The sequence below is a fragment of the Pantoea sp. T14 genome, assembly GCF_036663535.1.
Taxonomy (GTDB): Bacteria; Pseudomonadota; Gammaproteobacteria; order Enterobacterales; family Enterobacteriaceae; genus Pantoea; species Pantoea phytostimulans.
In genome coordinates, this window is sequence record NZ_JAWUEB010000027.1 from 292,793 (window position 1) to 315,731 (window position 22,939).

The window sequence follows — 22,939 nt, forward strand, 5'->3', positions numbered from 1 at the left end:
ACTGTTTTTTCATCCGTTATCAGACTGTAAATCCTGCGCTTTAGCATAAGATTTTTCTTGCATTCACTTCCGCCCCGCGCATAATCGCAAACCGCAATAATAATGATTCTCAGTATATTTACCATTAGGGAACGACGATGCGCCAACTTCTTTCAACCCCAGGATTCAAACCGACGCTGCTCGCTATTTTCGTCAGCGCCGGTTGTTTGCCAGTGATGGCTCAGACTACGACGACGAATAACGCTGCCAGTGATGCAGCAGCGGACAATAAAGAACAGACCTTAACCGTGGTGGCGACACCGGAAAATGATTTTAAAGCGGGTGGCAACGATTTGGTGCCCGCTTATCTCGATGGGCAAATTGCTCACGGCGGTCGCCTGGGCATGCTCGGCGAGCAAAAAGCGATGGACGTGCCGTTCAACGTCATCGGCTTTACCTCAAAAATGATTCAGGACCAGCAGGCACATACCATCGCTGACGTGGTGAAAAACGATGCTGGCGTGCAGAGCGTGAAGGGCTACGGCAACTTTGCTGAAAGCTACCGCATCCGTGGCTTCCTGATGGATGGCGATGACATGACCTTTGGCGGCTTGCCCGGCGTGGTGCCACGTCAGGTAATGGATACGGCGTTGATCGATCGCGTTGAGATCTTTAAAGGTGCAAACAGTTTGCTGAACGGCTCAGCCACCGGCGCGGTTGGCGGTATGATCAACCTTGAACCGAAACATGCAGATGATGTGCCTTTGACGCGCGTTGGCGTGGATTACACCACCTCCTCGCAGGTGGGGACCAATGTCGATATCGGTCGACGCTTTGGCGATAACAACCAGTTCGGTGTGCGGGTGAACGCGGTGCATCGTGAAGGTGAAACTGGCGTAGATGACGAGAAGAAAAGAACCACCGCCGCGTCGATCGGCCTTGATTATCGGGGCGATCGTCTGCGCACGTCACTTGATGTGGGTTATCAGAAAAAGACCTTCCACGACGGTGGATTAGGCGTGAACATCAGCGGTATCGACTTTATTCCTGCGGTGCCGTCAAACTCGCATAACTACAGCCAAAAATGGGTGTACAGCGATATGGAGTCCGAATTTGGTATCGCCAAAGCGGAATACGATATCACCAATAACTGGACAGCTTACGCAGGCTTGGGCGCGCAGCATGCTCATGAAACCGGCAACTACGCCACGCCAAAGATCACCAACAGCAACGGTGATGCAACCATTGCCACCTTCAACACTAACCGCATTCAAGACAACATGAGCGGCATGGTGGGATTACGTGGCAATTTCGATACCGGCTTCGTCTCGCACAAAGTGAACATTGGCTATTCGGCGCTGACCACCAATGCCAAAAATGCTTACGGCATGGCGTTGAGCGGCGCATCAACCAATATCTATCACACCAACGATATCGCAGAACCCGCCGTGAACTTTAGCGGTGGTAATTTCTCTGATCCGCTGACCACCGCACGCTCGCGTACGCAAGGCTATTTGCTCAGCGATACCTTGGGCCTGTTTGATGATTCGCTGCTGTTTACAGTGGGTGCGCGTCATCAGAAAGTGGTGGTGCGTAACTACGCTTACGGCACGGGCGCAGAGGATGTCGCTTCGCGTTATGACAACAGCCGCTGGATGCCAACGTATGGCGTGGTCTACAAGCCGTGGGAGACCGTTTCTCTCTATGCGAACCACACCGAAGCATTGCAACCCGGTGAAGTCGCGCCACAAGGCAGCAGCAACTACGGTTCTGTCACGGGCATCGCGCATTCGAAGCAGAATGAAATTGGCGTGAAAACGGATTTCGGCCGGATTGGCGGCTCGCTGGCACTGTTTGAAATCAAGAAGCCTTCCGGCATTCTCAACGGTGACAACGCCTACGTAATGGATGGCGAACAGCGCCATCGTGGTGTTGAAACCAACATCTTCGGCGAGCCGGTATTAGGTTTCCGTTTGAATGCCAGCGCAACCTGGATCGATCCGGTCATGCAAAAAACCGAGGGTGGCACCTACGACGGCAAGCAGGCGGTGGGCGTTCCTCGCTACGATTACCAGTTGGGCGCAGAATATGATATCAAACCGGTTGAAGGACTGACCGCAACCGCCTTGCTGAACCACACCGGTTCACAATGGGCAGATTCTGCGAATACCAAGAAAATTGACAGCTACACCACCTTGGATCTGGGTTTGCGTTACCGCACCAAAGTTAACCAGAGCGATATGGTTTGGCGTGTCGGTGTTGAGAACGTAACCAATGAGAAATATTGGGCCAACATTGATGACAGCGGCACGTATTTATCACAGGGTGATGGACGTACGCTGAAAGTCGGTATGAGCTACGACTTCTAATCAACCTGAGTTTCAACGCAACGGGGCGCATCATGCGCCCCGTTTATTTTGCGAATAAATCTGATCAATCAAACGGATTCCTTTACACTGTTGCGCGCCGTACCTTAAACAGGTTCATCCCATTCTGTAGAGATGTCATGTCAGCACCTTCACCACCGGACAAACACGACGAACCTTTGCGTCAATCTTTAGACGATGCCCAGTTCGCTATTGTGGTGCTTGTTGTGACCTCAGTGACGTTGATTATCTTCGTATTGATGGTTACGCTCTGGATGAGTTGAGAGGTCAGGCGTGAAAAGGACATTCATCAGGAGAAGGCAATGGAAAACAGAGATGACAAACTGATTGCGATTATTGGCCTGCTGGCTGCGTGTCTGATTGGGGTTACGTTCTTGTTTACCATGACCTGGCTCACCGATGTGCGCCATCCCACCGATCCTTCTCTTGACGTGCAATCCTGCTCCCCCAAGCCTCACCCGCCAATCTCTCATCCATCTTGATCGCGTTTTTCATATTTGATCTGTTGGCTACGTAATACCAGCGCCAGCCCCTCATGCAGGGTGCGATTACCATTGGGATCGCCTAATCCCAGCAGCGGATCTGGCGAGCGGCGATCATCAGCCCAGGCGGGATATTCCACCACCGGGTAAAGCGAAACGCCCTCGATGGCAATCCCATTTTCCAGCGCCACCGACACATTTTCACTGACTTCCTGCAACCAGGTTGCGCCTGCATTACCTTCTGCGCCGGTTTCTGCCAGCAGCATGGGACGTTGATAACGCTGCCAGCACTGCGCGAGCAGCGTATGCAGCGGCACCCTTGAGGGGTGATCGGCTTCCATGGGGAGATCCGGGAAAAACCAGTGATTGTCGGGATAATAATTCAAACCCAGGATGTCGAGACACGCTTCGCTGCCGCCTAACTCTTTATCGAGGCGACCCGCTAACATATCCCAGGCTTCGAACTGCGCCTGATGTTGCGCATTGGCATAAGGTTTACTGTCTGGGTTGTCGGGATGTGTGGCGATCTGCACCAGCGGATCGGTTAATACAAAGCGGGCGTCGGGATAGACTTCACGAATAGCGTGAATGGCTGCCAGCGAAGCGCGCACCAGCTGTCGCTTCAGCTCTTTACCGCGATTCGCCACGTGAGGATTAAACCAGGCAACGTCAGCGCCAGCCCATGACCAAAACGAGATTTGATTGATGGGCGTAAAGAAAGGCTGCTCGATGCCGTGGTCTCGCATTAGCTGTGCCATGGCGCGGGCGAAGCGTTCGAAATGCTCGACAAATTCTGCTTTCCAGATATTGAGATGATCGGGATAGCCAAAATGCGCCAGCTCCCAGATAATTTGCAGATTATGACGCTGTGCCGCCTCGATCATCGGCAGGAAAGAGTGCCAGTCATAGACATCGGGCGTTTTCTCAATCAAATGCCAGCGAGCACCGTCGCGCGCCGTCAAAATGTGCTGTTCCACCAGCGTGGCGTAATCTTTATTCAGCAACATGTCATGACCACTGGAGATCACCATGTCCAGCCTTTTTCCTGGCGCACGACAGGCGGTGGAGCAGGGGAAGCTGCCCTGAAAGAAGCTGCGAAACAGGTGGGGATGATGGCGATGTGAACCTTCGGTAAGGGATTGCTGCGTCATTTTCCTCTCCTTCCAGGCAATTGCCGGTCACAGATGGTTCGGCTAAGTCTAGACTAAAAACATCAACAGCCGTGTAGTGAAGTAGGAAGGCTCGCATAGCGTGTTTCCTAAGACCGGTGAATAATAAAAATAACTGCATCATTCAGGGAATTAACATGACCGAAGCTTTTGACCTGCATCCGCCCACTCTTTGTGAGAGCTGGCTGGAACAGCGGCTTAAACCACAGCGAGTGCACCGTGCCGACCTCAGCGGGATTCATCCGCTCAGCGATGGGCTGGATGCCTTCGCCGCCCGCTATATGCTGATTGAAAAAGCTGAACGCTCGCTCGATATTCAGTACTACATCTGGCAAAACGACATGTCTGGGAGATTGCTGTTTAGCGCCCTGTTGGACGCCGCAGAACGCGGAGTAAAAGTCCGTTTGCTGCTGGATGACAACAATACGCCGGGCCTGGATGAAACCCTGGCGCAGCTCGATCGTCACCCCAATATCACCGTCAGGCTCTTCAATCCTTTCTCATTTCGAACCCTGCGCGCGCTGGGTTACCTGACTGATTTCGCACGTCTTAACCGCCGTATGCACAATAAAAGTTTTACCGTCGATGGCATTACCACGTTGGTGGGCGGACGTAATATTGGTGATGAATATTTCGGAACCGGTAATGAACCGCTGTTTGCAGATCTTGATGTGATGGCCATTGGGCCGGTTGTAGAAGAGGTCAGCAAAGATTTTGAGCGCTATTGGAAAAGCAAACCGGTATCGCCGTTGAAAAAGGTGCTGGATGAAACCAGCGATGACAAAAGCGCGGTGCGTTTGCCGGAAGCCTGGCGCCACAGCGAAGCCGTTCAGGTCTACCTTAAACGGCTGGATAATTCTGCGTTTGTCAGCCAACTCGAACAGGGCACCCTGGAGCTGACATGGGCGAAATCTCGTTTGCTCAGCGACGATCCGCGTAAAGGTTTAGGCAAAGCAAAGCGCAAAAGCTTGCTGCCGCAGCGCATGTTGGAAGTGATAGGTACGCCGCAGCATCAATTCGATATTATTTCAGCCTATTTTGTGCCGACGCGTGCGGGCGTGGCGCAGCTACTGGCCTTAAAGCGTAAAGGGGTGAAAATCGCCATTCTGACCAATTCGCTGGCGGCGAATGATGTCTCCATTGTGCATGCGGGTTACGCTAAATGGCGCAAGAAGCTATTACGTCACGGTATCGCGCTGTATGAACTTAAACCGCAATCCGCCTTGCAGGATGCGCCACACGATCGCGGTTTGACCGGTAATTCGGGTTCGAGTTTGCATGCCAAAACCTTTTCGGTCGATCAAAAAACGTTGTTTATTGGCTCGTTTAATTTTGACCCACGTTCAGCAGAACTCAACACGGAAATGGGATTAGTGATTGAAAGCGAATCGCTGGCAATGAAAACCCACCAGCGCTTCATTGATTCAATGCGCGATCGTGCCTGGACACTACGATTGGATAAGTGGGGCAGGGTAAACTGGCTTGAGTATCCGAACGAATCAGAAGAAGTGGTGCATAAACATGAACCGGGCTGTTCGCTGTGGCAGCGATTGCAGGTGCGATTAGTCTGGCGTTTGCCTATTGAATGGCTGCTTTAAAAAAAGCGATCCCCAACGGGATCGCTTTTTTATTATTTGTTCTGCGGCTTACCGGAGAACAAGAAGCGCAGCAGCGGAATGCGCAGGTGAATCTCATACAACAGAAAGGCGATGCCAAACACCATTATCAGGCCAACGAAAAAGCCCAGCGTGTTGCTGCTGATGTGCGGCGTAATATAAATGCCATACAGCAACGTCAGGGGATGGTGGACCAAATAGATAAACAGCGAAGCATTGACCAGATACATGATGCGCGGCGAATGTGAGTTCAGCAGCTTATGGCCGAAGCAGAAGCAGACGTTGAGCATACACAAGCCCATCAGGGTGGAGATCAGCGCATCCAGTTCATATAACCAACCTTCACCACTGCTCATCCGCTGATTTGCGCAGTAGGCAACAAACACCACAATTGCGCCAAAGCACATCACGGGATTGAATCGTACAAATAACTGCTTCAGCGCCTTATGCTTCCACGACAGCGCGCCAAGCATGAAGAAAGGCATAAAGAACAGTGATTGCATCACCCCAATACTGAACAAGCCATTCATTAACCAGTCAGGCTGGAAAATAAAGATCGCACGGCGTAACAGGCACCATAACAACGCCCACGCCATAACGCCTAAGGTCAGCGAACCCCAACCCACACGTTGGTAATCAATGGCGTGTTTTTGATCGCGTAACCAGCGGAACGTCAGCATGCCCAGCGTGGTTAGCACCACCAACACCACCAGAAACCACAGGTGAGAGATTAACTCCCACATCAGGTTATTAAATTTCTCGTACAGACTAAAATTATCCCAGCCGGACAATTTCTGTGTCCACTCTTTGAGCATAAAAAATTGCGGCAGAGTGATCAGCGGAATGGCAGTAAGCAGCGGAATGCCGACACGCTCCAACCGTACTTTTAAAAACCGCTGCGGCTGATAGCGCAAATAGAGCATGTAGGAGAAATAGCCGGAGATGACAAAAAAGACCTGCATACGGAAGGCGTGAATAAAATCATTAAACAGCGTCAACCATAATGAAGCGTCGGTACTGTTAACTGCCCATTTTTGCGTGGAATAAATCAGGGAAACGTGAAATGGAACCCCTAATAACATCAAATAAGCCCGAATGGAGTCGAGAAAATATTCACGTTCAGGTTTTGCTGTACTCATAAAGTTCCTGTTCGTTAGTACGTTGTGAGTCTGTTTTAGCCAGTTTCGCCCTGAAACCGGATTATGCCGGAGTGAAATTCTACCTGTGATAAACGAGGTATACTATCAGCTAAATCTGTATCGTTTAATTGTCCTAAAATCACACATCTGGCTTACGAATAAAGGGAACATTCTTGCGCATAAGCTGTCGGAAAACCGAATAATCCTTTAAGATAAGCGGGTTTGATTTAAGCACACGAAAGGGGGGGATGTGCTGACTAAAGAGAAAAATAAACCAGAACTGAAAAAGGTGCGTTGGATTGGCGCTGCAGTTCTGCTGGCGTTGTACGCCAATAACAGTTGGGCGTTTAACATCGATGATGTAGCCAAACAAGCCAAAGCGTTGGCAGGGAAAAGCTTCGAAGCGCCTAAAAGCAATTTACCCTCTCAGTTTCGTGAAATGAAATTTGCTGATTATCAGCAGATCCAGTTTAACCACGATAAAGCGTATTGGGGCAAATTGCGTACGCCATTCAAGCTGGAATTTTATCATCAGGGTATGTACTTCGATACGCCGGTACAAATTAATGAAGTCACGGCTAGCGCGGTGCGTGAAATCAAATACAACCCTGATTATTTTAATTTCGGCAATGTGAAACATGACGCCGATTCGGTTAAAAACCTGGGCTTCGCGGGTTTTAAAGTACTTTACCCATTAAATACCAAAGGTAAAGATGACGAGATCACCAGTTTTCTGGGTGCCAGCTACTTTCGCGTGATCGGTGCGGGCCAGGTTTATGGCTTGTCGGCGCGTGGTTTGGCGATTGATACCGCGTTGCCTTCTGGCGAAGAGTTCCCGCGCTTTAAAGAGTTCTGGATCGAACGTCCGAAACCACAAGATAAGCAACTGGTGATCTACGCCTTACTGGATTCGCCTCGAGCAGCCGGTGCCTACCGTTTTGTTATTCGTCCGGGTAATGAGTCGGTCGTTGACGTGCAGTCTAAAGTCTATCTGCGCGACAAAGTGGGCAAACTGGGTGTGGCGCCATTGACCAGCATGTTCCTGTTCGGTGCTAACCAGCCGTCGCCGGTTAATAATTTCCGTCCTTCGTTGCACGATTCTGATGGTCTTTCCATCCATAGCGGCAACGGCGAATGGATTTGGCGTCCGCTGAATAATCCGCGCCATTTGGCGGTGAGCACATACACCATCGAAAGCCCGAAAGGTTTTGGTCTGCTGCAACGTAGCCGCGACTTCAGCGCTTATCAGGATCTTGACGATCGTTACGATCAGCGTCCAAGTGGCTGGGTTGAGCCTTTAGGCGATTGGGGTAAAGGCCGCGTCGAGCTGGTGGAAATCCCTACTGCGGATGAAACCAACGACAACATCGTTGCCTTCTGGACACCGGAGAACCTGCCGGATCCGGGCAAAGAGATGAACTTCAAATACCGTCTACACTTCACGCGTGACGAAAGCCAACTGCACTCGGACGACACGGCATGGGTGAAAAACACCCTGCGTTCTGCCGGTGACGTTAAGCAGTCTAATCTGGTGCGTCAACCGGATGGCAGCATCGCCTTTACTCTCGATTTTGTGGGTAAAGCGATGAGCCAAATGCCGGAAAACAGCCAGGTTGCACCACAGGTGAGTGTGGGTAATAACGCGGATGTGGTTGAGCAGAGCGTACGCTATAACCCGGTCAATAAAGGCTGGCGTTTGGTGTTGCGTCTGCGTGTGAAAGACAACAAGCAGCCAACCGAAATGCGTGCGGCGCTGGTTAGCGGCGACAAGACATTGACGGAAACCTGGAGCTATCAGCTACCTGCCAATGAATAAATCGACTTTTACACCTCAAAGTTACGTGGAATCCCTGCCGCTGGATGCGGCAGGAAAAGCCCGTTTAAGCGCCTCGCTGCAAAATGCCGAGGCGTTTCACTTCATACACGAATCGCTGGGCCAGGATGTGGCAGCCAGCGATCGCCCTGACGATGCGCCACTGAAATCTGTTTCATCGCGGGTGAAAATGGCCTGGCCAGACTCGCTTGCTGATGGTCAACAGCTCGGCAAAGATTATCTCGATCGCACCACGCTGAAGGCCATGCCGAAAGTGAAGCGCTCGTTGATGTTCCCGGAAGCCTGGCGTACTAACCCGTTGGTGCGTGCCTGGTCTTCATTACGTGGACAAAAATCAGTGCCGCGCTACGCCAATCCAGAAGAGCAGCGTGCTGAAGAGAAGTGGCGTCACGTAGGATCAATGCGTCGCTACACTTTGCTGATTTTGACGCTTTTCCAGACCGTTGTGGCAACCTGGTACATGAAAACCATTCTGCCGTATCAGGGCTGGACGCTGCTCGACCCGATGGAGATGATCAATCAGAACTGGCAGCAATCAGTGATGCAGATTCTGCCTTACGTGCTGCAAACCGGAATTCTGTTCCTGTTCGCCATCCTATTCTGTTGGGTCTCCGCTGGTTTCTGGACTGCGCTGATGGGCTTTTTACAGCTGCTTATTGGTCGCGACAAGTACAGCATCTCTTACTCAACAGTAGGCGATGAAGCACTTAACCCTGAGCACCGTACAGCGTTAATCATGCCGATCTGTAATGAAGATGTTGAGCGCGTATTTGCTGGATTACGAGCGACCTGGGAATCCGTCGTCCGTACCGGCAATGCAGAACATTTTGACGTCTACATCCTCAGCGACAGCTACGATCCTGATATTGCCATCGCCGAGCAGAAAGCCTGGATGGAACTGGTACGTGATGTTGGCGGCGCGGGCAAAATCTTCTATCGCCGTCGTCGTCGTCGCGTGAAGCGTAAAAGCGGCAACATTGATGACTTCTGTCGTCGTTGGGGCGTCAACTACAGCTATATGGTGGTGCTGGACGCTGACAGCGTAATGAGCGGTGAATGTCTTACCGGCTTAGTACGCATGATGGATGCCAATCCAAATGCGGGTATTATCCAGTCTTCGCCAAAAGCGTCTGGCATGGACACGCTCTACGCGCGTTGTCAGCAGTTCGCAACACGCGTTTACGGTCCGCTGTTTACCGCCGGTTTGCACTTCTGGCAATTGGGGGAATCGCATTACTGGGGCCATAACGCCATTATTCGCGTGAAGCCGTTTATTGAGCACTGTGCGCTAGCGCCGTTGCCTGGTGAAGGCTCATTTGCGGGCTCAATTCTGTCGCATGACTTTGTTGAGGCTGCGCTGATGCGTCGTGCCGGTTGGGGGGTGTGGATCGCTTACGATCTGCCGGGTTCATATGAAGAGCTCCCGCCAAACTTGCTGGATGAGCTTAAACGTGACCGTCGCTGGTGTCACGGTAACCTGATGAACTTCCGCCTGTTCCTGGTGAAAGGAATGCATCCCGTTCACCGTGCGGTGTTCCTGACGGGGGTGATGTCTTATCTCTCCGCGCCGTTATGGTTTATGTTCCTTGCGCTCTCCACCGCCTTGCAGATTGTGCATACGCTGATGGAACCAACTTACTTCCTGCAACCGCGACAGCTCTTCCCGGTTTGGCCGCAGTGGCGTCCTGAACTGGCGATAGCCCTGTTCTCAACCACAATGGTGCTGCTGTTCTTGCCAAAACTGTTGAGTGTGGTGCTGATTTGGTTCAAAGGCGCTAAACCTTACGGTGGCGTAATGCGCGTAACCCTTTCACTGTTTTTGGAAATGCTGTTCTCAGTATTGCTGGCGCCGGTACGTATGCTTTTCCATACTGTGTTCGTGGTCAGTGCATTCCTTGGCTGGGAAGTGGTGTGGAATTCGCCGCAACGTGATGACGATGCTACGCCGTGGAGTGAAGCATTCAAACGTCACGGTTCTCAAATGGCGTTAGGGATTGTCTGGGCGGCAGGTATGGGTTGGCTGGATCTCAACTTCCTGTGGTGGTTAGCACCGATCGTCTTCTCGCTGATCCTTTCACCGTTTGTTTCAGTGATGTCGAGCCGTGCCACGTTGGGTATTAAGAGCAAAAATGCAAAATTGTTCCTGATCCCTGAAGAGTATGAGCCGCCGAAAGAGTTGGTGGATACCGACTTCTATCTGAAGCTCAACCGCGAACGTGCGTTGGAAAATGGCTTTATGCATGCGGTATTCCACCCGGCGTTCAATGCCTTGGCAACGGCGCTTGCGACATCTCGTCACAAGCAAAGCCAGCTGCTGGAGCATGCGCGCGATCGTCGCGTCGATCAGGCATTAAGCGATGCACCCGAGAAACTCAACCGTGAACAGCGATTGCAGCTGATCAGCGATCCGGTGGTGCTGGCACGCGTTCATACCCGTTTATGGGAAAACGCAGAGAAGTATCATCAGTGGGTTGAAAGTTATCAAAAGCTGAAATTGAATCCACAGGCGTTGCCACAAAACGCCTAAGTAAAAAAGCGGCAGGGATGCCGCTTTTTTTATGGCTCAGATTCGGGTTAACGCAGCGATTTAACGCGAACTTTACGTAATTCAGTGGAAATGTAGGTGTTACTTCTGTGTGTGGGTCACTAAAATAGCGTCAATTCCATTAAGAGAAACTGTTGTGAATCGTTTCCTGAAACTATCTGTTTTAACCTTGTCCGTTTTGCTGTTGAGCGGTTGCGGTAGCATTATCAGTAGAACCGTGCCCGGTCAGGGACACGGTAATCAATATTATCCTGGCGTACAGTGGGATGTTCGCGACAGCGCATGGCGGGTGTTGACCATTATTGATCTGCCGCTGTCGCTGGTGTTGGATACGCTTTTACTGCCTGTTGATGCCAGTCACGGACCTTACGAATAACTGCGGTCTGAATCGCTGTTGTCGTCTTCCCACTCTTGCGCTGCCGCTTCACCTTCTTCGGTATCCAGCGGTGGCTCCAGTTGAAACTCACCTTCATCCCACTCGTGTAATGTGTTTTCAGCCAGCCATTCCTGACGCAACTCAATCTCTTCAAAGTCACCATCAAAGATAGCCTGCGCTGCTTCTCCGCTGCGGATTGGCAAGCATTCGCCCGGTTCGCCTTCATCTTCAAAAAACTCAGCCTGCCACATAATATCGCCGTCCTGCATTACATACTTTTGCAGGCCAAACTGGCTAATCGATGCATCGGCTTCGTCGAGTTCGGGATGATTGGCGAGGTATTCCTCACGCGCCGCTTCAATGGCTTCTTCTAATGTACTGAACATGCTCATCGCTATTCTCCATGCCTGTTTAACGGGATTTCACAGAAGGATAGACGAAAAATGGGGGAGGGGAAGTTGCTGACAGGACAACCGGCGGGAAAGTAGACGATTCCCGCCGATTCGGATTTACATTGCTTTCTGGGGGAAATGCAAAACCGGACGTACTGATTCGCGAATTATCGGAGCAGAATAGCGAATACAGCACTTTATACAGGGTTTAACTTTCTTAAAATTTATCCTGGCGATGGATAATGCCTGATTCAAATTATAAAGCGTGCCGATAAAAATGACGTCTTCCTTAACGGGCATGCGCTTACATTCCTTGCGATGTAAATAATGATAACCTTCCTGATCGGTGCTGATTGTCACGTAATAATAAATACCTTTATTCATAAAATATTCCTACGAAGGGTTTGCTGTGGGTAATCTTCTTATAATTTTTAAATGCGCAGTTAAATAAAATTAACCGTTAGGTTGAAATTACCGGCAAAAAATTTGATATTCAAATTCCATAAGAATATATAAAAGAGTTAAAAGTTTCTAAAAAGGTATATAGGATGACTTGCCAGGACAAAGCCTTGTAAAATAAGTTAATTTTATTGGACTGATTAGCATAGCCAAAGCATTAAGGTTAATTAAATCGGAAAAGACCTGGAATTTTAAAAAACAGGGCCGAAGCAGGAGAATATTTAGGCTGAATTTAATAAGTTATCTTAACGTTTCACTCAATGTTTTTGTGCAAATATCTAAGAATTTGTGCGTGGCATTTAATCTTAAGCGGCAATTCCTTAATTATGATGCATAAATATCAAATAATCTTTGGCTTTTAAAGAATAGTCACTCAATTTAACATTGGACAGTATACGAAGCGGTGAATAAGTTTTTTACAGTGATAGTATAGTGAGTAATGAATTTAAAATGATTCAGGAGATGAAATATTTCCCCTCCTGAATGTAATTAGTACCGTGAAGGTTCACCTTCAGGTTTGGTTTTAAATCGGCGGTGCAACCACATATATTGTTCTGGTGCTAACAATACGCCTTCTTCAACCACTTTATTCATGCGCATCGCTGTATCCACATCATTTGTAAGAGGAAAGTCTCCGCTTACGTCAGGCAAAATCATTAACTCATAGCCACGGCCATCCGGTAAACGACGCGGAACGAAAGGGATAACGGCAGGTTTGCTGGTTCGCATCAGCATATGCGTACCCGCTGTGGTTGCTGCATTCTCCACCGCAAAAAAGGGCGCAAAAACACTGCTGCGTGGACCATAATCATGATCTGGTGCGTACCAAATGATATCGCCTCTTTTTAAAGCGCGGATCATCCCCTTGAGATCTTTACGGTCTAACATGTCCTTATTCGAGCGCATGCGGCCACGCACCTGAAGCCAGTCAATCAGCTTATTGTCGTTCGGTCGGTAAACACCAATACCCGGATTATGAATGCCGAACATGCGTGCGCCGATTTCCAGAGTTAAAAAGTGCATGCCAATCAACAGCACACCTTTCTGATTGTCTCGCGCCTGCTGGATATGTTCTAAACCCGAGGGCTTGTGCCATTTATGGATGCGCCAGTCTGGCCAAAACCACGCCATACCGGTTTCAATTAACCCCATGCCAACTGATTCGAAATTATGTTTTACCATCGCTTCGCGATCGTTTATGGGCATCTGCGGAAAGCACAATTCCAGATTTCGCCGCGCAATACTGACGCGACGTTTCATAAAACGCATGCCGATACGTCCAATGCCACAACCCAAAACGTAGAGCAGGGGATAAGGAAGTAGCACGAAAACATAAAGAAAAATGACACCCAGCCAGGTAAACCAATAGCGGGGATGAAGAAGTTCACGCGAAAATTGAGGCAATTGGGTCATGTGAAATAGTATTATCCTGCGTCACGCACCTTATGGCGCCGTTATCTCGTTGATTTTCCCTATTGTGCCAGTTTTTGTCCCAGGCGGAAATATTGCGAACCGGCGTAACAAGCAGCTAAGCGTTGCAGATGAAAAGCACAACCGCCAAAAATTTACACTGCATCAAATCAATTTCCCTTATGCACTTTGCATCTGGGTGTTTTCAGGTATCATGTGCGCGCTAAATTTCTCCTATTGATAACAGGAACGAACACCATGCCAGTGTTACACAACCTTGTTTCCAATAAAGAGCTGAAGGCGCGCATGTTGGCTGAAACTGAGCCGCGCACCACTGTCTCTTTCTATAAATATTTCCAAATTGCTGATCCAAAAGCCTTTCGTGATGCGTTGTATGTTGGTTTAACCGGGCTAAAAGTGTTTGGTCGTGTCTATGTGGCACACGAAGGCATTAACGCGCAAATCAGCGTGCCCGCCAGCCAGTATGAAAAAATGAAGTCATTCCTTTATGGTTTTGATCCTGCCTTGAATAATCTACGCATGAATGTGGCGCTGGATGACGACGGCAAATCGTTTTGGGTACTGCGCCTGAAGGTGCGTGACCGCATTGTGGCGGACGGCATTGAAGACAATACGTTTGATGCCAGCGACGTTGGCAGATATCTGAAAGCGGCTGATGTGAATGCCATGTTGGACGATCCCGATGCCGTGTTCGTTGATATGCGTAACCACTACGAGTATGAAGTGGGACGTTTTGATAACGCCATGGAAGTGCCCGCTGATACTTTCCGCGACCAACTGCCGATGGCGGTTGATATGTTGCAAGATCAGAAAGATAAAAAAATTGTGATGTACTGCACCGGCGGCATTCGCTGTGAAAAAGCCAGTGCGTGGATGCGTCATAACGGCTTTGAAGATGTTTATCATGTGGAAGGTGGCATCATCGAATATGCTCGCCGTGCTCGTGAGCAAGGCTTGCCCGTACGCTTTAAGGGCAAGAATTTTGTTTTTGATGAGCGCATGGGCGAACGTATTTCAGAAGACGTCTTATCACATTGTCATCAATGTGGAACATCTTGTGACACCCACGTGAATTGTGTGAATGATGGCTGCCACCTGCTCTTTATTCAGTGTCCAGCTTGTGCTGAGACCTATGAAAACTGCTGCAGTCCGCTGTGCCAGGAAGAAGCGAAACTGTCGCCAGAAGAGCAGCGCGCGCGCCGCGCCGGACGAGAAAATGGAAATAAAGTGTTCAACAAGTCTCGTGGATTGTTAAACATGACCATTCCTGCTCCGCTTAAGAAGTGATGTCATCCCGCCTGAAGCTCAGCTTCAGGCGGTTGTTGTGATCTATTGCCGAACACCTTCAACTGAAATCATCAGCTGAACTTTTTGCGAGGCTGGCCCTAAATCTTTAGTTATGTTGAAATCTTTCAATGCGATTTCACCTTCCGCCTCAAATCCTGCGCGATAGCCGCCCCATGGATCTTTGCCTTCACCTAACAGCTTCGCTTCTAGCGTTACGGGTTTGGTTACGCCATTCAGCGTGAGATCACCAACGATCTCAAGTTCATCGCCCTCTTTTTTAACCGATGTTGATTTGAACATGGCTTGTGGATTTTTACCCACATTGAGGAAATCTGCGCTGCGCAAATGTTTGTCACGCTCCGCATGGTTGGTGTCGACACTGTTGGTATTAATGGTGACATCGACTTTGTCGGCCGAAGGATTGCTTGCATCAAAGCTAAAGCTGCCATCGAAATCTTTAAACGTGCCATACAGCCAGCTATAGCCAAGATGTTGAATGCGAAACTGGATGAAGGCGTGCTGGCCTTCCTTATCAATTTTATAATTAGCAGCATTAGCGGTAACAGAACTCAACAACAAGCTCGCAGCGGTTACGGCAAGCAGGGTTTTCTTCAGCATATTAATGATCCTTTTCAGAGGGTAAAGGGATGCGCATACCTAACATCCGTTTCAGAGTGACATCGCGATCGATAAAGTGATGTTTTAGAGCAGCTAAGCCATGCAGCACGGAAAGGATGACCACGCTCCAGGCGAGCCATAAATGAATATCGCCCGCTAAATCGGCCTGTTCTCCGGCCCCACTAACTAAAGCGGGAAGCTCGAACCAGCCAAATACCGAAATCGGTTTACCGTCAGCTGTAGAGATCAAATAGCCACTCACTAAGATGGCCAGCAATAAGCTGTAAAGCAGCCAGTGGGCGACTACGGCGCTTAGGCGAACCCATGTGGTGTAACTTTTAAGGGGAGAAGGTGAGGGCGATACAACGCGCCATATCAGACGGAAAATTAAGATAAGCATTAATATTACGCCGATGCTTTTGTGTATCTCTGGCGCGTCGTGATACCAGCTATCGTAATATCCCAAACCCACCATCCATAAGCCCAAAGCGAACATGGCATAAATGACTAACGCCATTAACCAATGCAGCGTGACGCTAATCAATCCAAAGTTTTGAGAGGAATTACGTAACGGCATAATTTTATTTCTGTAGTAATAAGTGGAAATAAGCATCCACAGATTGAAATAAAAAATCAATCAAGCTTACGCTTCTATAACATTATCTTGATGATGTGAAATTCATGAAATGATCACGCTTAATAAACGCAGTTTTATTGAATAAGGCTGAATTAACCCAGTCCGAAATAAATTAAATTTCAATTGGATTCACTTTTTGGGCGGTGCGAAGGCGAGTAGTGTGGGGTAATGTGAATAAGTGTCAGTTAACGTCAGTGTGCAGCATCATATTTAATGATGCTGCACATTTTATTTAAGACAAGAAAAGTCATTAAATGTCGAAACGCGCAAGTGAAAATGGCGTGAGGTCAAACGAGAAAGGTTTATCCTGCGCAAATTCGGCAGCCAGTTCACCTAATACGCTGGCAAATTTGAATCCATGCCCGCTTAAGCCCGTCATAATGAGTCGATTAGGTTCACCAGGTAATGTATCGATAATAAAATCTTCGTCTGGCGTGAAATCATAGCTGCACGCTTCGCCCCGCAGGCAAACGCCTACGCCAGGCAGGAACTGACGCAGAAATCCAAACGTCTCGTTGCCGTCCGCCGCTACGGTACCAAAAGGTTTGCGATCTTCTGGTTTTGTCATCGGTTGGCCGCCATCATGGCGTCCCACTTTTAGGGCATTATTATCGGCGGGAAAACCGTAATACTGGCTGCCGTTTTCCATCTCAACAGTGAAACCGGGGAAGTGGTTGTTTTCACTGTAGCGGCCATCCGCCTGATACCAGGCAAAGACTTTGCGAGTAGGTGTTACCGGCAAGCCGGAAACCAGTTTACTTACCCAGGTTCCTGCACTGATTAACATCTTCCGGGCGCGATACACGCCATCCAGTGTTGTGACCTGTTGTAGATCGCCGTCTCGACCTATTTCGCTGACCGGGCAATTAAACAGTTGCGCGCAACCCGCCTGTTCGGCGAGTTGAATATAACTGCGAACCGCTTGCTCGCATTTTAAGTAACCCGATTGAGGTTCAAATACGCCGATATAACCGTCAGGCACGTTTATTTGCGGCCAACGTTTACGCACCTCATCGGCCTGCAGAATGTGTATATCCAGTTGCCAGGCTTTGGCGCTGTCAATCACATTGTTAATGAACTCCGATTGCAGCAGCGCCAGATTTAATATGCCGCTGCGGTGCATAATACGCTCGCCAGCCTGCTGTTCCAGTTCGTCCCAAAGCGCTTGCGCTCGCAATACTAATGGTACGTAGCGCTCGCCTTCACCATAAGCGTGGCGAATCAGGCGACTGTCACCGTGATGCGTCCCTTGGTCATGCGGTGGGTGGGCGCTGTCGATCATCAATACCGACAAGCCTGCTTGCGTTGCGTAATAGCCTGCTGCTGCACCGATGGAACCGCTGCCTACCACAATAAGATCGTAAATCATTGAGACGAAACTCCTGAAAGGGTCACACAATCAAAAGCATACCAGAAACAGAGACGAAAAAGGCACCCCTTAGGGTGCCTCTTGATGTGGCAGGAATTAATGTTTCTTGAGAAGTCGTTCTACCTGCTCGGCAGATTCTATCTTGGCGATGCCCGCTTCAAGGATAGAGATGAACTGCCTTGCCACATCCGTTGTTAGCCAATATGTCGGGCCAACGTCCGCCTCTTCTTCTGTTTGCTCTTGTGACGAAAGTGAGTGCAAACGAATCATCATGGCATCATAGCTGTCAACGGTACTGATGTCCCAGCCCACCAGCGAATGGGTCTGAATCACATCTTTATTTCTGTCCATTATAACCTCCATATTACTCGTTAAACGAAGTGCTTGATGAGGTTCAATGCGGCTTTTTTATTCCAGTAGCGAGACAATTATAACAGTAAAAGACCCGCCTACTGATTAAAAAATGCGTTGAAAAACGGATAAATAGAATAACTGCTTTTATAAGACACGAAATGAAAAATAAAATGCCTGATGAAACAGGCATTTTAACCAGCAATTTGAAAGGATAAAAAATACTATTTTTGCGAGAGAAACGTCGTTCAGTATTGCATTAAATCAGTGGTTCTGACGTTGTGCCACCGTTGCGCTTCTGCAGTGATTCTGCCAGCCGGGCAAAGTGTAGTTGCAATTGCTCATCATGGTTTTGATTTTGTGCTTCAAGAGACAGATTATGCACCAGAAGCTGACTGGCACGATCGTCAAGGCAGAAAATCAGACTGGAGAAGGCATTTTCCAGCACCGTCAATCGACGTTGCTGATCACCTATTAGCGCTAAAAGCTCGCCAAAAGTCATCGCTTCTTCAGGTTTATCAGTAGTCATGTTGTCGCACCTCCTGTTAAGCATGACGAGCGCAAGGATAGGGGATTGATCGATCAGAGTCTAGATGCAGCGGAGGCTTATGGCGAGGGAAGAAAAGAGATAAAAAAGCCGGATGGCGACACCCGGCAAAAAACAGCACAGTGGCGGTTAATCGGTGATGAACCAATCATCAGCGCTTTCCCAGGTTTGCTGGAGAATGTCACTGATTTGGTCACGGGACTCTTTATTACCGCCTAATACGCTGAGTTGGTTGGCGGTGGCATAACGTACTTTGACGTGATGCGTTGAATCAGGAAACTGTTCATCAATGCGACGAGCAAGCTCTTGGCTTAACGCTTCCATCGCACCGGCAGGAAGAGGTTGGGTCTTGGCAACGGTAATTTCAACACGCATAAAAGCCTCCAGATAAGATACTGTATATATTTACAGTAATTATCCTCTGGAGGCAAATACTATTACGCTTTGATACGCCAGTTTAAAGTTTCACCTGCCAGGAAAGGCACCAGAGAATGTGCACCCATTTCTATGTGGCTTTCCACTGTCCACGGCTCACGTACCAGTGTGATGGTATCTTCGTTGAGCGGCAAACCATAAAAGCGCGGACCGTTCTCAGAGCAGAAAGCTTCAAGAAGGTGCAGGGCTTCCATCTCCTCAAATACCGTGGCATAAGCCGGCAGCGAGGTTGGCGCATTGAACACACCGGCACAGCCGCAGCTGGCTTCTTTCAGATGCTGCAGATGCGGGGCAGTATCAGTACCAAGGAAGAAACGAGGGTTTCCACCGGCAATGACTTTACGCAAGGCTTCCTGATGAATATTGCGCTTTAAAATCGGCAGACAATACAAATGAGGACGAATGCCGCCCACCAGCATGTGATTGCGGTTAAACATCAAATGTTGCGGTGTAATGGTTGCGCCAAGCTTTTCGTTAGCCGCTTCAACATAATCCGCCGCGTCTTTAGTAGTGATGTGTTCCATTACCACTTTCAGTTCAGGAAACTGTTTACGCAGCGGCTCCATTACCGTTTCAATAAAACGCGCTTCACGGTCAAAAATATCGATATGCGCATCGGTAACTTCGCCATGGATCAGCAACGGCATGCCAAGTTTTTGCATGCGCTCCAGCACATTCGCAATTGAGGCAATGTTGGTTACGCCATGGCTGGAGTTGGTGGTCGCATGGGCAGGATAGAGTTTGGCGGCAGTGAACAAACCTGAGGTAAAGCCGCGCTCGATCTCATCGGGATCCAACGAGTCTGTTAAATAACAGGTCATCAGAGGTGTAAAGGCATGATCGGCAGGTAATGCTGCCAGGATGCGTTCGCGATACGCTTCTCCTGCCGCCACGCTGGTTACCGGTGGCACCAGATTTGGCATCACGATGGCACGACCATTCACCGCGCTGGTATAAGGCAAGACCGTTTTAAGCATGTCGTCATCACGCAGATGAATATGCCAGTCGTCTGGGCGGCGAAGAGTGAGTTGCTGAGTTTGTGCAGTCATCGATGAGGCTCCGGCAGAAAGGAAACGAAAGGCACGTTTAGGCCGGGGTCTAAGCATAAGGATTCAGGCAACCGTTTGCACCTGGTTTTTTAGGCAGAATCGAGAAAACCGCGCCAAAGGGCGCGGTGAATAAATCAGTGGGTGAAAGGGATAACCAATTGACCCTGCTTTACTTCTAAACCTTTAGCGAATTTTTTCGCCAGCGACTCCGCTTTACTCCGATCTTCACTCAGGACATAAGCCGGTTTTTGGTTGAAATAACTTTTCAGCGATTGATTCAGATAAGGTGTCAGGGTTTTCATGATTGACGCCATTTTTTCTGGCTGAACTTGCGCATCAACGATTTCGAGATCACGCAGGTAGATAGCGCCTTGCTGCTGATCGAAGAACGGTTGCGCTTTCATTTTCAGCTGCATATCTGCCTGTTGAGGGCCAAAAAGAGAGCTCACGTTAATTTTGGCATTGCCTGACAAGGTAATTTTACCGGGTTCTTCACGCCCGATCTGGCTGCTGAGATCGTTTAAAACAATGTGCGCATTCACCAATCCTGCAACGCCAATATCTTTTTCGTAGTTGTTGCGCTTTTGCAGCGCCTGATTGATTTCCTGCTCGCTAATAGTGTACTGCGTAAGTTGATTACAGCCGCTTAAGATGACGGCAATAAACAGGGCGGTGAGCCCAAGAAAGGCCTTTTTCATGTGTTCCTCATCCAGGATGTTGTGGGGCTAAAACTGTATATAGCGTGCCTGAATGCGGAGCGGGTGTCATCAAGGAAGGGATGAGAAACGCGTGTGCGTTTCTCATCAAAGCAGGTTTAATGCGCGATCGAAGAGAGCAAATTAACCTGCGTCTGTTTCGCCATGTTATCGCGGTAATCCGCTACGCGACTTGGCCATTCAATGCCGCTCACTAATGTCAGCGAACGCAACAGCGGAAATAAGTTAATGTCATCTTCTGATAATTCACCATTAACTGCATTGGGCTTAACAATCAGTTTGTCCAGTTGTCGCAAATCGTCACTGATGTTTTTAATGAAGCCCGGCGCATGTTGCATAAGTTCATGGAAATCGCCGATATTAGCCTGCTTTTTAACACGGAAATATTCGCGTGCTTCCGGGGTCGCGAACTCAGCAAATGGCGCTTCAGCGATACGCGGTAACAGCAACTTGTTTGCGTAACTGTTGACGTGACGCAGCCAGTCATTGATTGCCGGGTTTGTTTTACCCACAATCAGCGGCTCGCCATCTTGATTATCGATGAATCGCACGATATCCATGCTTTCAGGCATCGCACTGCCGTCCTGTTTTTGCAGGATCGGTGCCATTTTTTGACCAACCAGTTTGGTCGGCGTGGCTTCGTCATCGTTCAGCATGACAACTAATTCAATGGGCACATTTTTCAGGCCGAAAATCATGCGTGCTTTGACACAGAAAGGGCAATGGTCGTAGATATAAAGCTTCATCCCGTTCTCCTTTGTTTAGCAGGGCGAAAGACATTCGCCCTGTTTTCGGACTTGCGGGAAGTATGGAAGAGATTAGCGGATGGGGCAAACTCAGCTACTAAGAATAGCGGGTGCAACATCGCGCGGTTGAAACTGCCGCCACAGCGCCAGCAACGTGACCAGACCAATACTGCTGAGTAAAATCCACGGTAATTCAGGTAACGATAGTTGCTGGCCCATATCAAACATCCATCCACCGCCGCTGTATCCAATCAAGCCGCCTAACGCCAGCCCAAGGCGACTGAACCCCATATAGCTGCCACGCGATCGGGCGCTGGCCAACGCGGCGCTTAAGGTTTCACGCGCAGGTTCGGCGATAATGGAGCCGAGATAAAACACGGCGATCAGCGTAAACAAGGCGGTGAGATCGTGCGTCATGCCGATCGGCAGCAGGCTGAAGGTCATGAGTGTTAAACCGGCCATTAAACGCTGCTCAAGGCGAAAATGCTTTTCACTCCAGCGCGCCAGCGGATACAGCAGTGTCAATGACAGCATCGCCTCAATGGCATACATCCACTTCACTGCCGCAGGTGCCCCCGCCACCTGATTAACCATGACCGGCAGCATCAACATCACCTGTACCGCCAAAATGTAGTAGCCGGTTAGCGTCAAGACATACAGGCGGAAACGCTTATCGTGCCAGACGCGTTTTAGCCCTTCGCGCATAGCAACCCGCTCCGTAGAGATGCGCCACGCAGGCAGCCAAATCGCGTTGAATAGCGCGGCGAGAACAAACACGCCAGCGCCAACCCAACAGACCAGACGGAAATCCCAGGCCAGCAGCCAGCTGCCAATCAGTGCGCCAATCACCGCGCCTGCGCTGTCCTGCATCATTAACAGCGAGAAAAAGCGCCCACGTTCGCGTGCCCGCACCAATTTCATCACCAGCGCACTGCGTGGGGGATCGAATAATGTGCCGCCTAAACCCGATAACATACAGGCTAACCACAGCAGCCAGGGTTGGTGTGCCAGCGCCATACAGGCAAAACCCGCTGCGCGCATCAACATGCCGATAACGATCAAGGGCTTGGCACCAAAGCGATCGGCAATCGCACCGCCAAAAATGCCTAAGCCCTGCTGAATAAGCTGACGCAAGCCAAGCGCGATGCCGACCATCAGTGCCGCCCAGCCGAGCTGCTCAACAAAATGGATAGAAATGAGGGGGAAGACGACGAAAAATCCCATCACCACCAACATGTTATCAATCAAAAGAAAAACTTTACTGCGGCGTCGTGCCAGCGCAACCCGTGACATGCTGATTCCTGAGCAAGTAGATTAATAACAAAGGGAAAGAATCGGACCAGATGGTCTATTCTCCTCCGCAACATGCGGGAAA

Annotated in this window: 23 protein-coding genes; 8 read left to right on the forward strand and 15 right to left on the reverse strand. The window is 49.5% G+C overall.

The genetic code is table 11. The features are described 5' to 3' along the window. The first annotated feature begins 137 nt into the window (after positions 1 to 137). The 3 genes from SC127_RS19405 to SC127_RS19415 all read left to right on the forward strand — a co-directional run bounded on the left by SC127_RS19405 (position 138) and on the right by SC127_RS19415 (position 2,848). The gene (locus tag SC127_RS19405) at positions 138 to 2,348 is read left to right on the forward strand and encodes a TonB-dependent receptor (RefSeq protein ID WP_215847108.1); all 2,211 of its coding nucleotides are present in this window, start codon (positions 138 to 140) and stop codon (positions 2,346 to 2,348) included. 137 nt (positions 2,349 to 2,485) lie between these two features. After that, complete coding sequence (locus SC127_RS19410) at positions 2,486 to 2,629, forward strand: hypothetical protein (protein WP_215847107.1); 144 nt, start codon at positions 2,486 to 2,488, stop codon at positions 2,627 to 2,629. Positions 2,630 to 2,668: 39 nt separating this feature from the next. Continuing rightward, on the forward strand, positions 2,669 to 2,848 hold the full coding sequence (locus SC127_RS19415; protein WP_243078177.1) for a hypothetical protein: 180 nt from the start codon (positions 2,669 to 2,671) through the stop codon (positions 2,846 to 2,848). Here the strand turns inward: SC127_RS19415 and SC127_RS19420 are convergent. Then, positions 2,836 to 3,999, reverse strand: a complete 1,164-nt coding sequence (locus SC127_RS19420) for a beta-glucosidase (protein ID WP_243078176.1) — start codon at positions 3,997 to 3,999, stop codon at positions 2,836 to 2,838. The genes SC127_RS19415 and SC127_RS19420 overlap by 13 nt on opposite strands. A gap of 155 nt (positions 4,000 to 4,154) precedes the next feature. Between SC127_RS19420 and SC127_RS19425 the strand changes: the two genes are divergently transcribed. Next, entirely contained in the window at positions 4,155 to 5,615 is a 1,461-nt protein-coding gene (locus tag SC127_RS19425) for a phospholipase D family protein (RefSeq protein ID WP_332627608.1), read from the forward strand. 32 nt (positions 5,616 to 5,647) lie between these two features. Here SC127_RS19425 and mdoC read toward each other — a convergent pair whose 3' ends face one another. After that, positions 5,648 to 6,772 (reverse strand): glucans biosynthesis protein MdoC, encoded by a 1,125-nt coding sequence (gene mdoC / locus SC127_RS19430; RefSeq protein WP_332627610.1) that lies wholly within the window; start codon positions 6,770 to 6,772, stop codon positions 5,648 to 5,650. Positions 6,773 to 7,052: 280 nt separating this feature from the next. Here mdoC and SC127_RS19435 point away from each other — a divergent pair, with 280 nt between their 5' ends. The 3 genes from SC127_RS19435 to SC127_RS19445 all read left to right on the forward strand — a co-directional run bounded on the left by SC127_RS19435 (position 7,053) and on the right by SC127_RS19445 (position 11,527). Further along, positions 7,053 to 8,588 carry a glucan biosynthesis protein G gene (locus SC127_RS19435; RefSeq protein WP_243078511.1) on the forward strand — a complete coding sequence of 512 codons (1,536 nt, stop codon included), beginning with the start codon at positions 7,053 to 7,055 and terminating at the stop codon, positions 8,586 to 8,588. After that, complete coding sequence (gene mdoH, locus SC127_RS19440; RefSeq protein ID WP_332627612.1) at positions 8,581 to 11,133, forward strand: glucans biosynthesis glucosyltransferase MdoH; 2,553 nt, start codon at positions 8,581 to 8,583, stop codon at positions 11,131 to 11,133. Before SC127_RS19435 ends, mdoH begins: the two co-directional genes overlap by 8 nt. Positions 11,134 to 11,287: 154 nt before the next feature. After that, positions 11,288 to 11,527 carry a YceK/YidQ family lipoprotein gene (locus SC127_RS19445; RefSeq protein ID WP_243078172.1) on the forward strand — a complete coding sequence of 80 codons (240 nt, stop codon included), beginning with the start codon at positions 11,288 to 11,290 and terminating at the stop codon, positions 11,525 to 11,527. On the opposite strand, the gene SC127_RS19450 is transcribed toward SC127_RS19445, so the two are convergent. The 3 genes from SC127_RS19450 to SC127_RS19460 all read right to left on the reverse strand — a co-directional run bounded on the left by SC127_RS19450 (position 11,518) and on the right by SC127_RS19460 (position 13,791). Further along, positions 11,518 to 11,919 (reverse strand): MysB family protein, encoded by a 402-nt coding sequence (locus tag SC127_RS19450; RefSeq protein ID WP_243078171.1) that lies wholly within the window; start codon positions 11,917 to 11,919, stop codon positions 11,518 to 11,520. The two genes, SC127_RS19445 and SC127_RS19450, sit on opposite strands and share 10 nt — an antisense overlap. Positions 11,920 to 12,036: 117 nt before the next feature. Further along, positions 12,037 to 12,303, reverse strand: coding sequence for a hypothetical protein (locus tag SC127_RS19455; protein ID WP_243078170.1), 267 nt, complete (start codon positions 12,301 to 12,303; stop codon positions 12,037 to 12,039). 564 nt (positions 12,304 to 12,867) lie between these two features. After that, positions 12,868 to 13,791, reverse strand: coding sequence for a Kdo(2)-lipid IV(A) acyltransferase (locus SC127_RS19460; RefSeq protein ID WP_243078169.1), 924 nt, complete (start codon positions 13,789 to 13,791; stop codon positions 12,868 to 12,870). Positions 13,792 to 14,046: 255 nt separating this feature from the next. Between SC127_RS19460 and trhO the strand changes: the two genes are divergently transcribed. Further along, complete coding sequence (gene trhO, locus SC127_RS19465; protein ID WP_215847101.1) at positions 14,047 to 15,096, forward strand: oxygen-dependent tRNA uridine(34) hydroxylase TrhO; 1,050 nt, start codon at positions 14,047 to 14,049, stop codon at positions 15,094 to 15,096. A 42-nt stretch (positions 15,097 to 15,138) separates the two neighbouring features. Here the strand turns inward: trhO and SC127_RS19470 are convergent, their stop codons facing one another. The 10 genes from SC127_RS19470 to mdtH all read right to left on the reverse strand — a co-directional run bounded on the left by SC127_RS19470 (position 15,139) and on the right by mdtH (position 22,857). Further along, positions 15,139 to 15,711, reverse strand: coding sequence for a YceI family protein (locus SC127_RS19470; protein ID WP_215848299.1), 573 nt, complete (start codon positions 15,709 to 15,711; stop codon positions 15,139 to 15,141). A 4-nt stretch (positions 15,712 to 15,715) separates the two neighbouring features. Further along, positions 15,716 to 16,291: a cytochrome b gene (locus SC127_RS19475; protein WP_332627615.1), complete on the reverse strand. Its 576-nt coding sequence runs from the start codon at positions 16,289 to 16,291 to the stop codon at positions 15,716 to 15,718. Positions 16,292 to 16,601: 310 nt separating this feature from the next. Then, positions 16,602 to 17,720: an N-methyl-L-tryptophan oxidase gene (gene solA, locus SC127_RS19480; protein WP_332627617.1), complete on the reverse strand. Its 1,119-nt coding sequence runs from the start codon at positions 17,718 to 17,720 to the stop codon at positions 16,602 to 16,604. A gap of 96 nt (positions 17,721 to 17,816) precedes the next feature. Further along, positions 17,817 to 18,071, reverse strand: coding sequence for a biofilm formation regulator BssS (gene bssS / locus SC127_RS19485; protein WP_215847098.1), 255 nt, complete (start codon positions 18,069 to 18,071; stop codon positions 17,817 to 17,819). Positions 18,072 to 18,330: 259 nt separating this feature from the next. Beyond that, positions 18,331 to 18,600 (reverse strand): hypothetical protein, encoded by a 270-nt coding sequence (locus SC127_RS19490; RefSeq protein ID WP_215847097.1) that lies wholly within the window; start codon positions 18,598 to 18,600, stop codon positions 18,331 to 18,333. Positions 18,601 to 18,747: 147 nt separating this feature from the next. Beyond that, positions 18,748 to 18,993 carry a DNA damage-inducible protein I gene (dinI, locus tag SC127_RS19495; protein WP_215847096.1) on the reverse strand — a complete coding sequence of 82 codons (246 nt, stop codon included), beginning with the start codon at positions 18,991 to 18,993 and terminating at the stop codon, positions 18,748 to 18,750. 62 nt (positions 18,994 to 19,055) lie between these two features. Then, positions 19,056 to 20,102 carry a dihydroorotase gene (gene pyrC, locus SC127_RS19500; protein WP_332627620.1) on the reverse strand — a complete coding sequence of 349 codons (1,047 nt, stop codon included), beginning with the start codon at positions 20,100 to 20,102 and terminating at the stop codon, positions 19,056 to 19,058. Positions 20,103 to 20,236: 134 nt separating this feature from the next. Beyond that, positions 20,237 to 20,800, reverse strand: a complete 564-nt coding sequence (locus SC127_RS19505; RefSeq protein ID WP_332627622.1) for a lipoprotein — start codon at positions 20,798 to 20,800, stop codon at positions 20,237 to 20,239. Positions 20,801 to 20,916: 116 nt separating this feature from the next. Then, positions 20,917 to 21,564, reverse strand: a complete 648-nt coding sequence (gene grxB / locus SC127_RS19510; RefSeq protein WP_215847093.1) for a glutaredoxin 2 — start codon at positions 21,562 to 21,564, stop codon at positions 20,917 to 20,919. Positions 21,565 to 21,654: 90 nt separating this feature from the next. After that, complete coding sequence (mdtH, locus tag SC127_RS19515; RefSeq protein WP_332627624.1) at positions 21,655 to 22,857, reverse strand: multidrug efflux MFS transporter MdtH; 1,203 nt, start codon at positions 22,855 to 22,857, stop codon at positions 21,655 to 21,657. Positions 22,858 to 22,939: the final 82 nt, after the last annotated feature.

Excerpts from the sequence above, each read along its gene's own strand:
- SC127_RS19405 (WP_215847108.1), top strand. The coding sequence starts at position 138 with ATGCGCCAACTTCTTTCAACCCCAGGATTCAAACCGACGCTGCTCGCT.
- SC127_RS19410 (WP_215847107.1), top strand. The coding sequence starts at position 2,486 with ATGTCAGCACCTTCACCACCGGACAAACACGACGAACCTTTGCGTCAA.
- SC127_RS19415 (WP_243078177.1), top strand. The coding sequence starts at position 2,669 with ATGGAAAACAGAGATGACAAACTGATTGCGATTATTGGCCTGCTGGCT.
- SC127_RS19420 (WP_243078176.1), bottom strand. The coding sequence starts at position 3,999 with ATGACGCAGCAATCCCTTACCGAAGGTTCACATCGCCATCATCCCCAC.
- SC127_RS19425 (WP_332627608.1), top strand. The coding sequence starts at position 4,155 with ATGACCGAAGCTTTTGACCTGCATCCGCCCACTCTTTGTGAGAGCTGG.
- mdoC (WP_332627610.1), bottom strand. The coding sequence starts at position 6,772 with ATGAGTACAGCAAAACCTGAACGTGAATATTTTCTCGACTCCATTCGG.
- mdoH (WP_332627612.1), top strand. The coding sequence starts at position 8,581 with ATGAATAAATCGACTTTTACACCTCAAAGTTACGTGGAATCCCTGCCG.
- SC127_RS19450 (WP_243078171.1), bottom strand. The coding sequence starts at position 11,919 with ATGAGCATGTTCAGTACATTAGAAGAAGCCATTGAAGCGGCGCGTGAG.
- SC127_RS19455 (WP_243078170.1), bottom strand. The coding sequence starts at position 12,303 with ATGAATAAAGGTATTTATTATTACGTGACAATCAGCACCGATCAGGAA.
- SC127_RS19460 (WP_243078169.1), bottom strand. The coding sequence starts at position 13,791 with ATGACCCAATTGCCTCAATTTTCGCGTGAACTTCTTCATCCCCGCTAT.
- trhO (WP_215847101.1), top strand. The coding sequence starts at position 14,047 with ATGCCAGTGTTACACAACCTTGTTTCCAATAAAGAGCTGAAGGCGCGC.
- SC127_RS19475 (WP_332627615.1), bottom strand. The coding sequence starts at position 16,291 with ATGCCGTTACGTAATTCCTCTCAAAACTTTGGATTGATTAGCGTCACG.
- solA (WP_332627617.1), bottom strand. The coding sequence starts at position 17,720 with ATGATTTACGATCTTATTGTGGTAGGCAGCGGTTCCATCGGTGCAGCA.
- bssS (WP_215847098.1), bottom strand. The coding sequence starts at position 18,071 with ATGGACAGAAATAAAGATGTGATTCAGACCCATTCGCTGGTGGGCTGG.
- SC127_RS19490 (WP_215847097.1), bottom strand. The coding sequence starts at position 18,600 with ATGACTACTGATAAACCTGAAGAAGCGATGACTTTTGGCGAGCTTTTA.
- dinI (WP_215847096.1), bottom strand. The coding sequence starts at position 18,993 with ATGCGTGTTGAAATTACCGTTGCCAAGACCCAACCTCTTCCTGCCGGT.
- pyrC (WP_332627620.1), bottom strand. The coding sequence starts at position 20,102 with ATGACTGCACAAACTCAGCAACTCACTCTTCGCCGCCCAGACGACTGG.
- SC127_RS19505 (WP_332627622.1), bottom strand. The coding sequence starts at position 20,800 with ATGAAAAAGGCCTTTCTTGGGCTCACCGCCCTGTTTATTGCCGTCATC.
- grxB (WP_215847093.1), bottom strand. The coding sequence starts at position 21,564 with ATGAAGCTTTATATCTACGACCATTGCCCTTTCTGTGTCAAAGCACGC.
- mdtH (WP_332627624.1), bottom strand. The coding sequence starts at position 22,857 with ATGTCACGGGTTGCGCTGGCACGACGCCGCAGTAAAGTTTTTCTTTTG.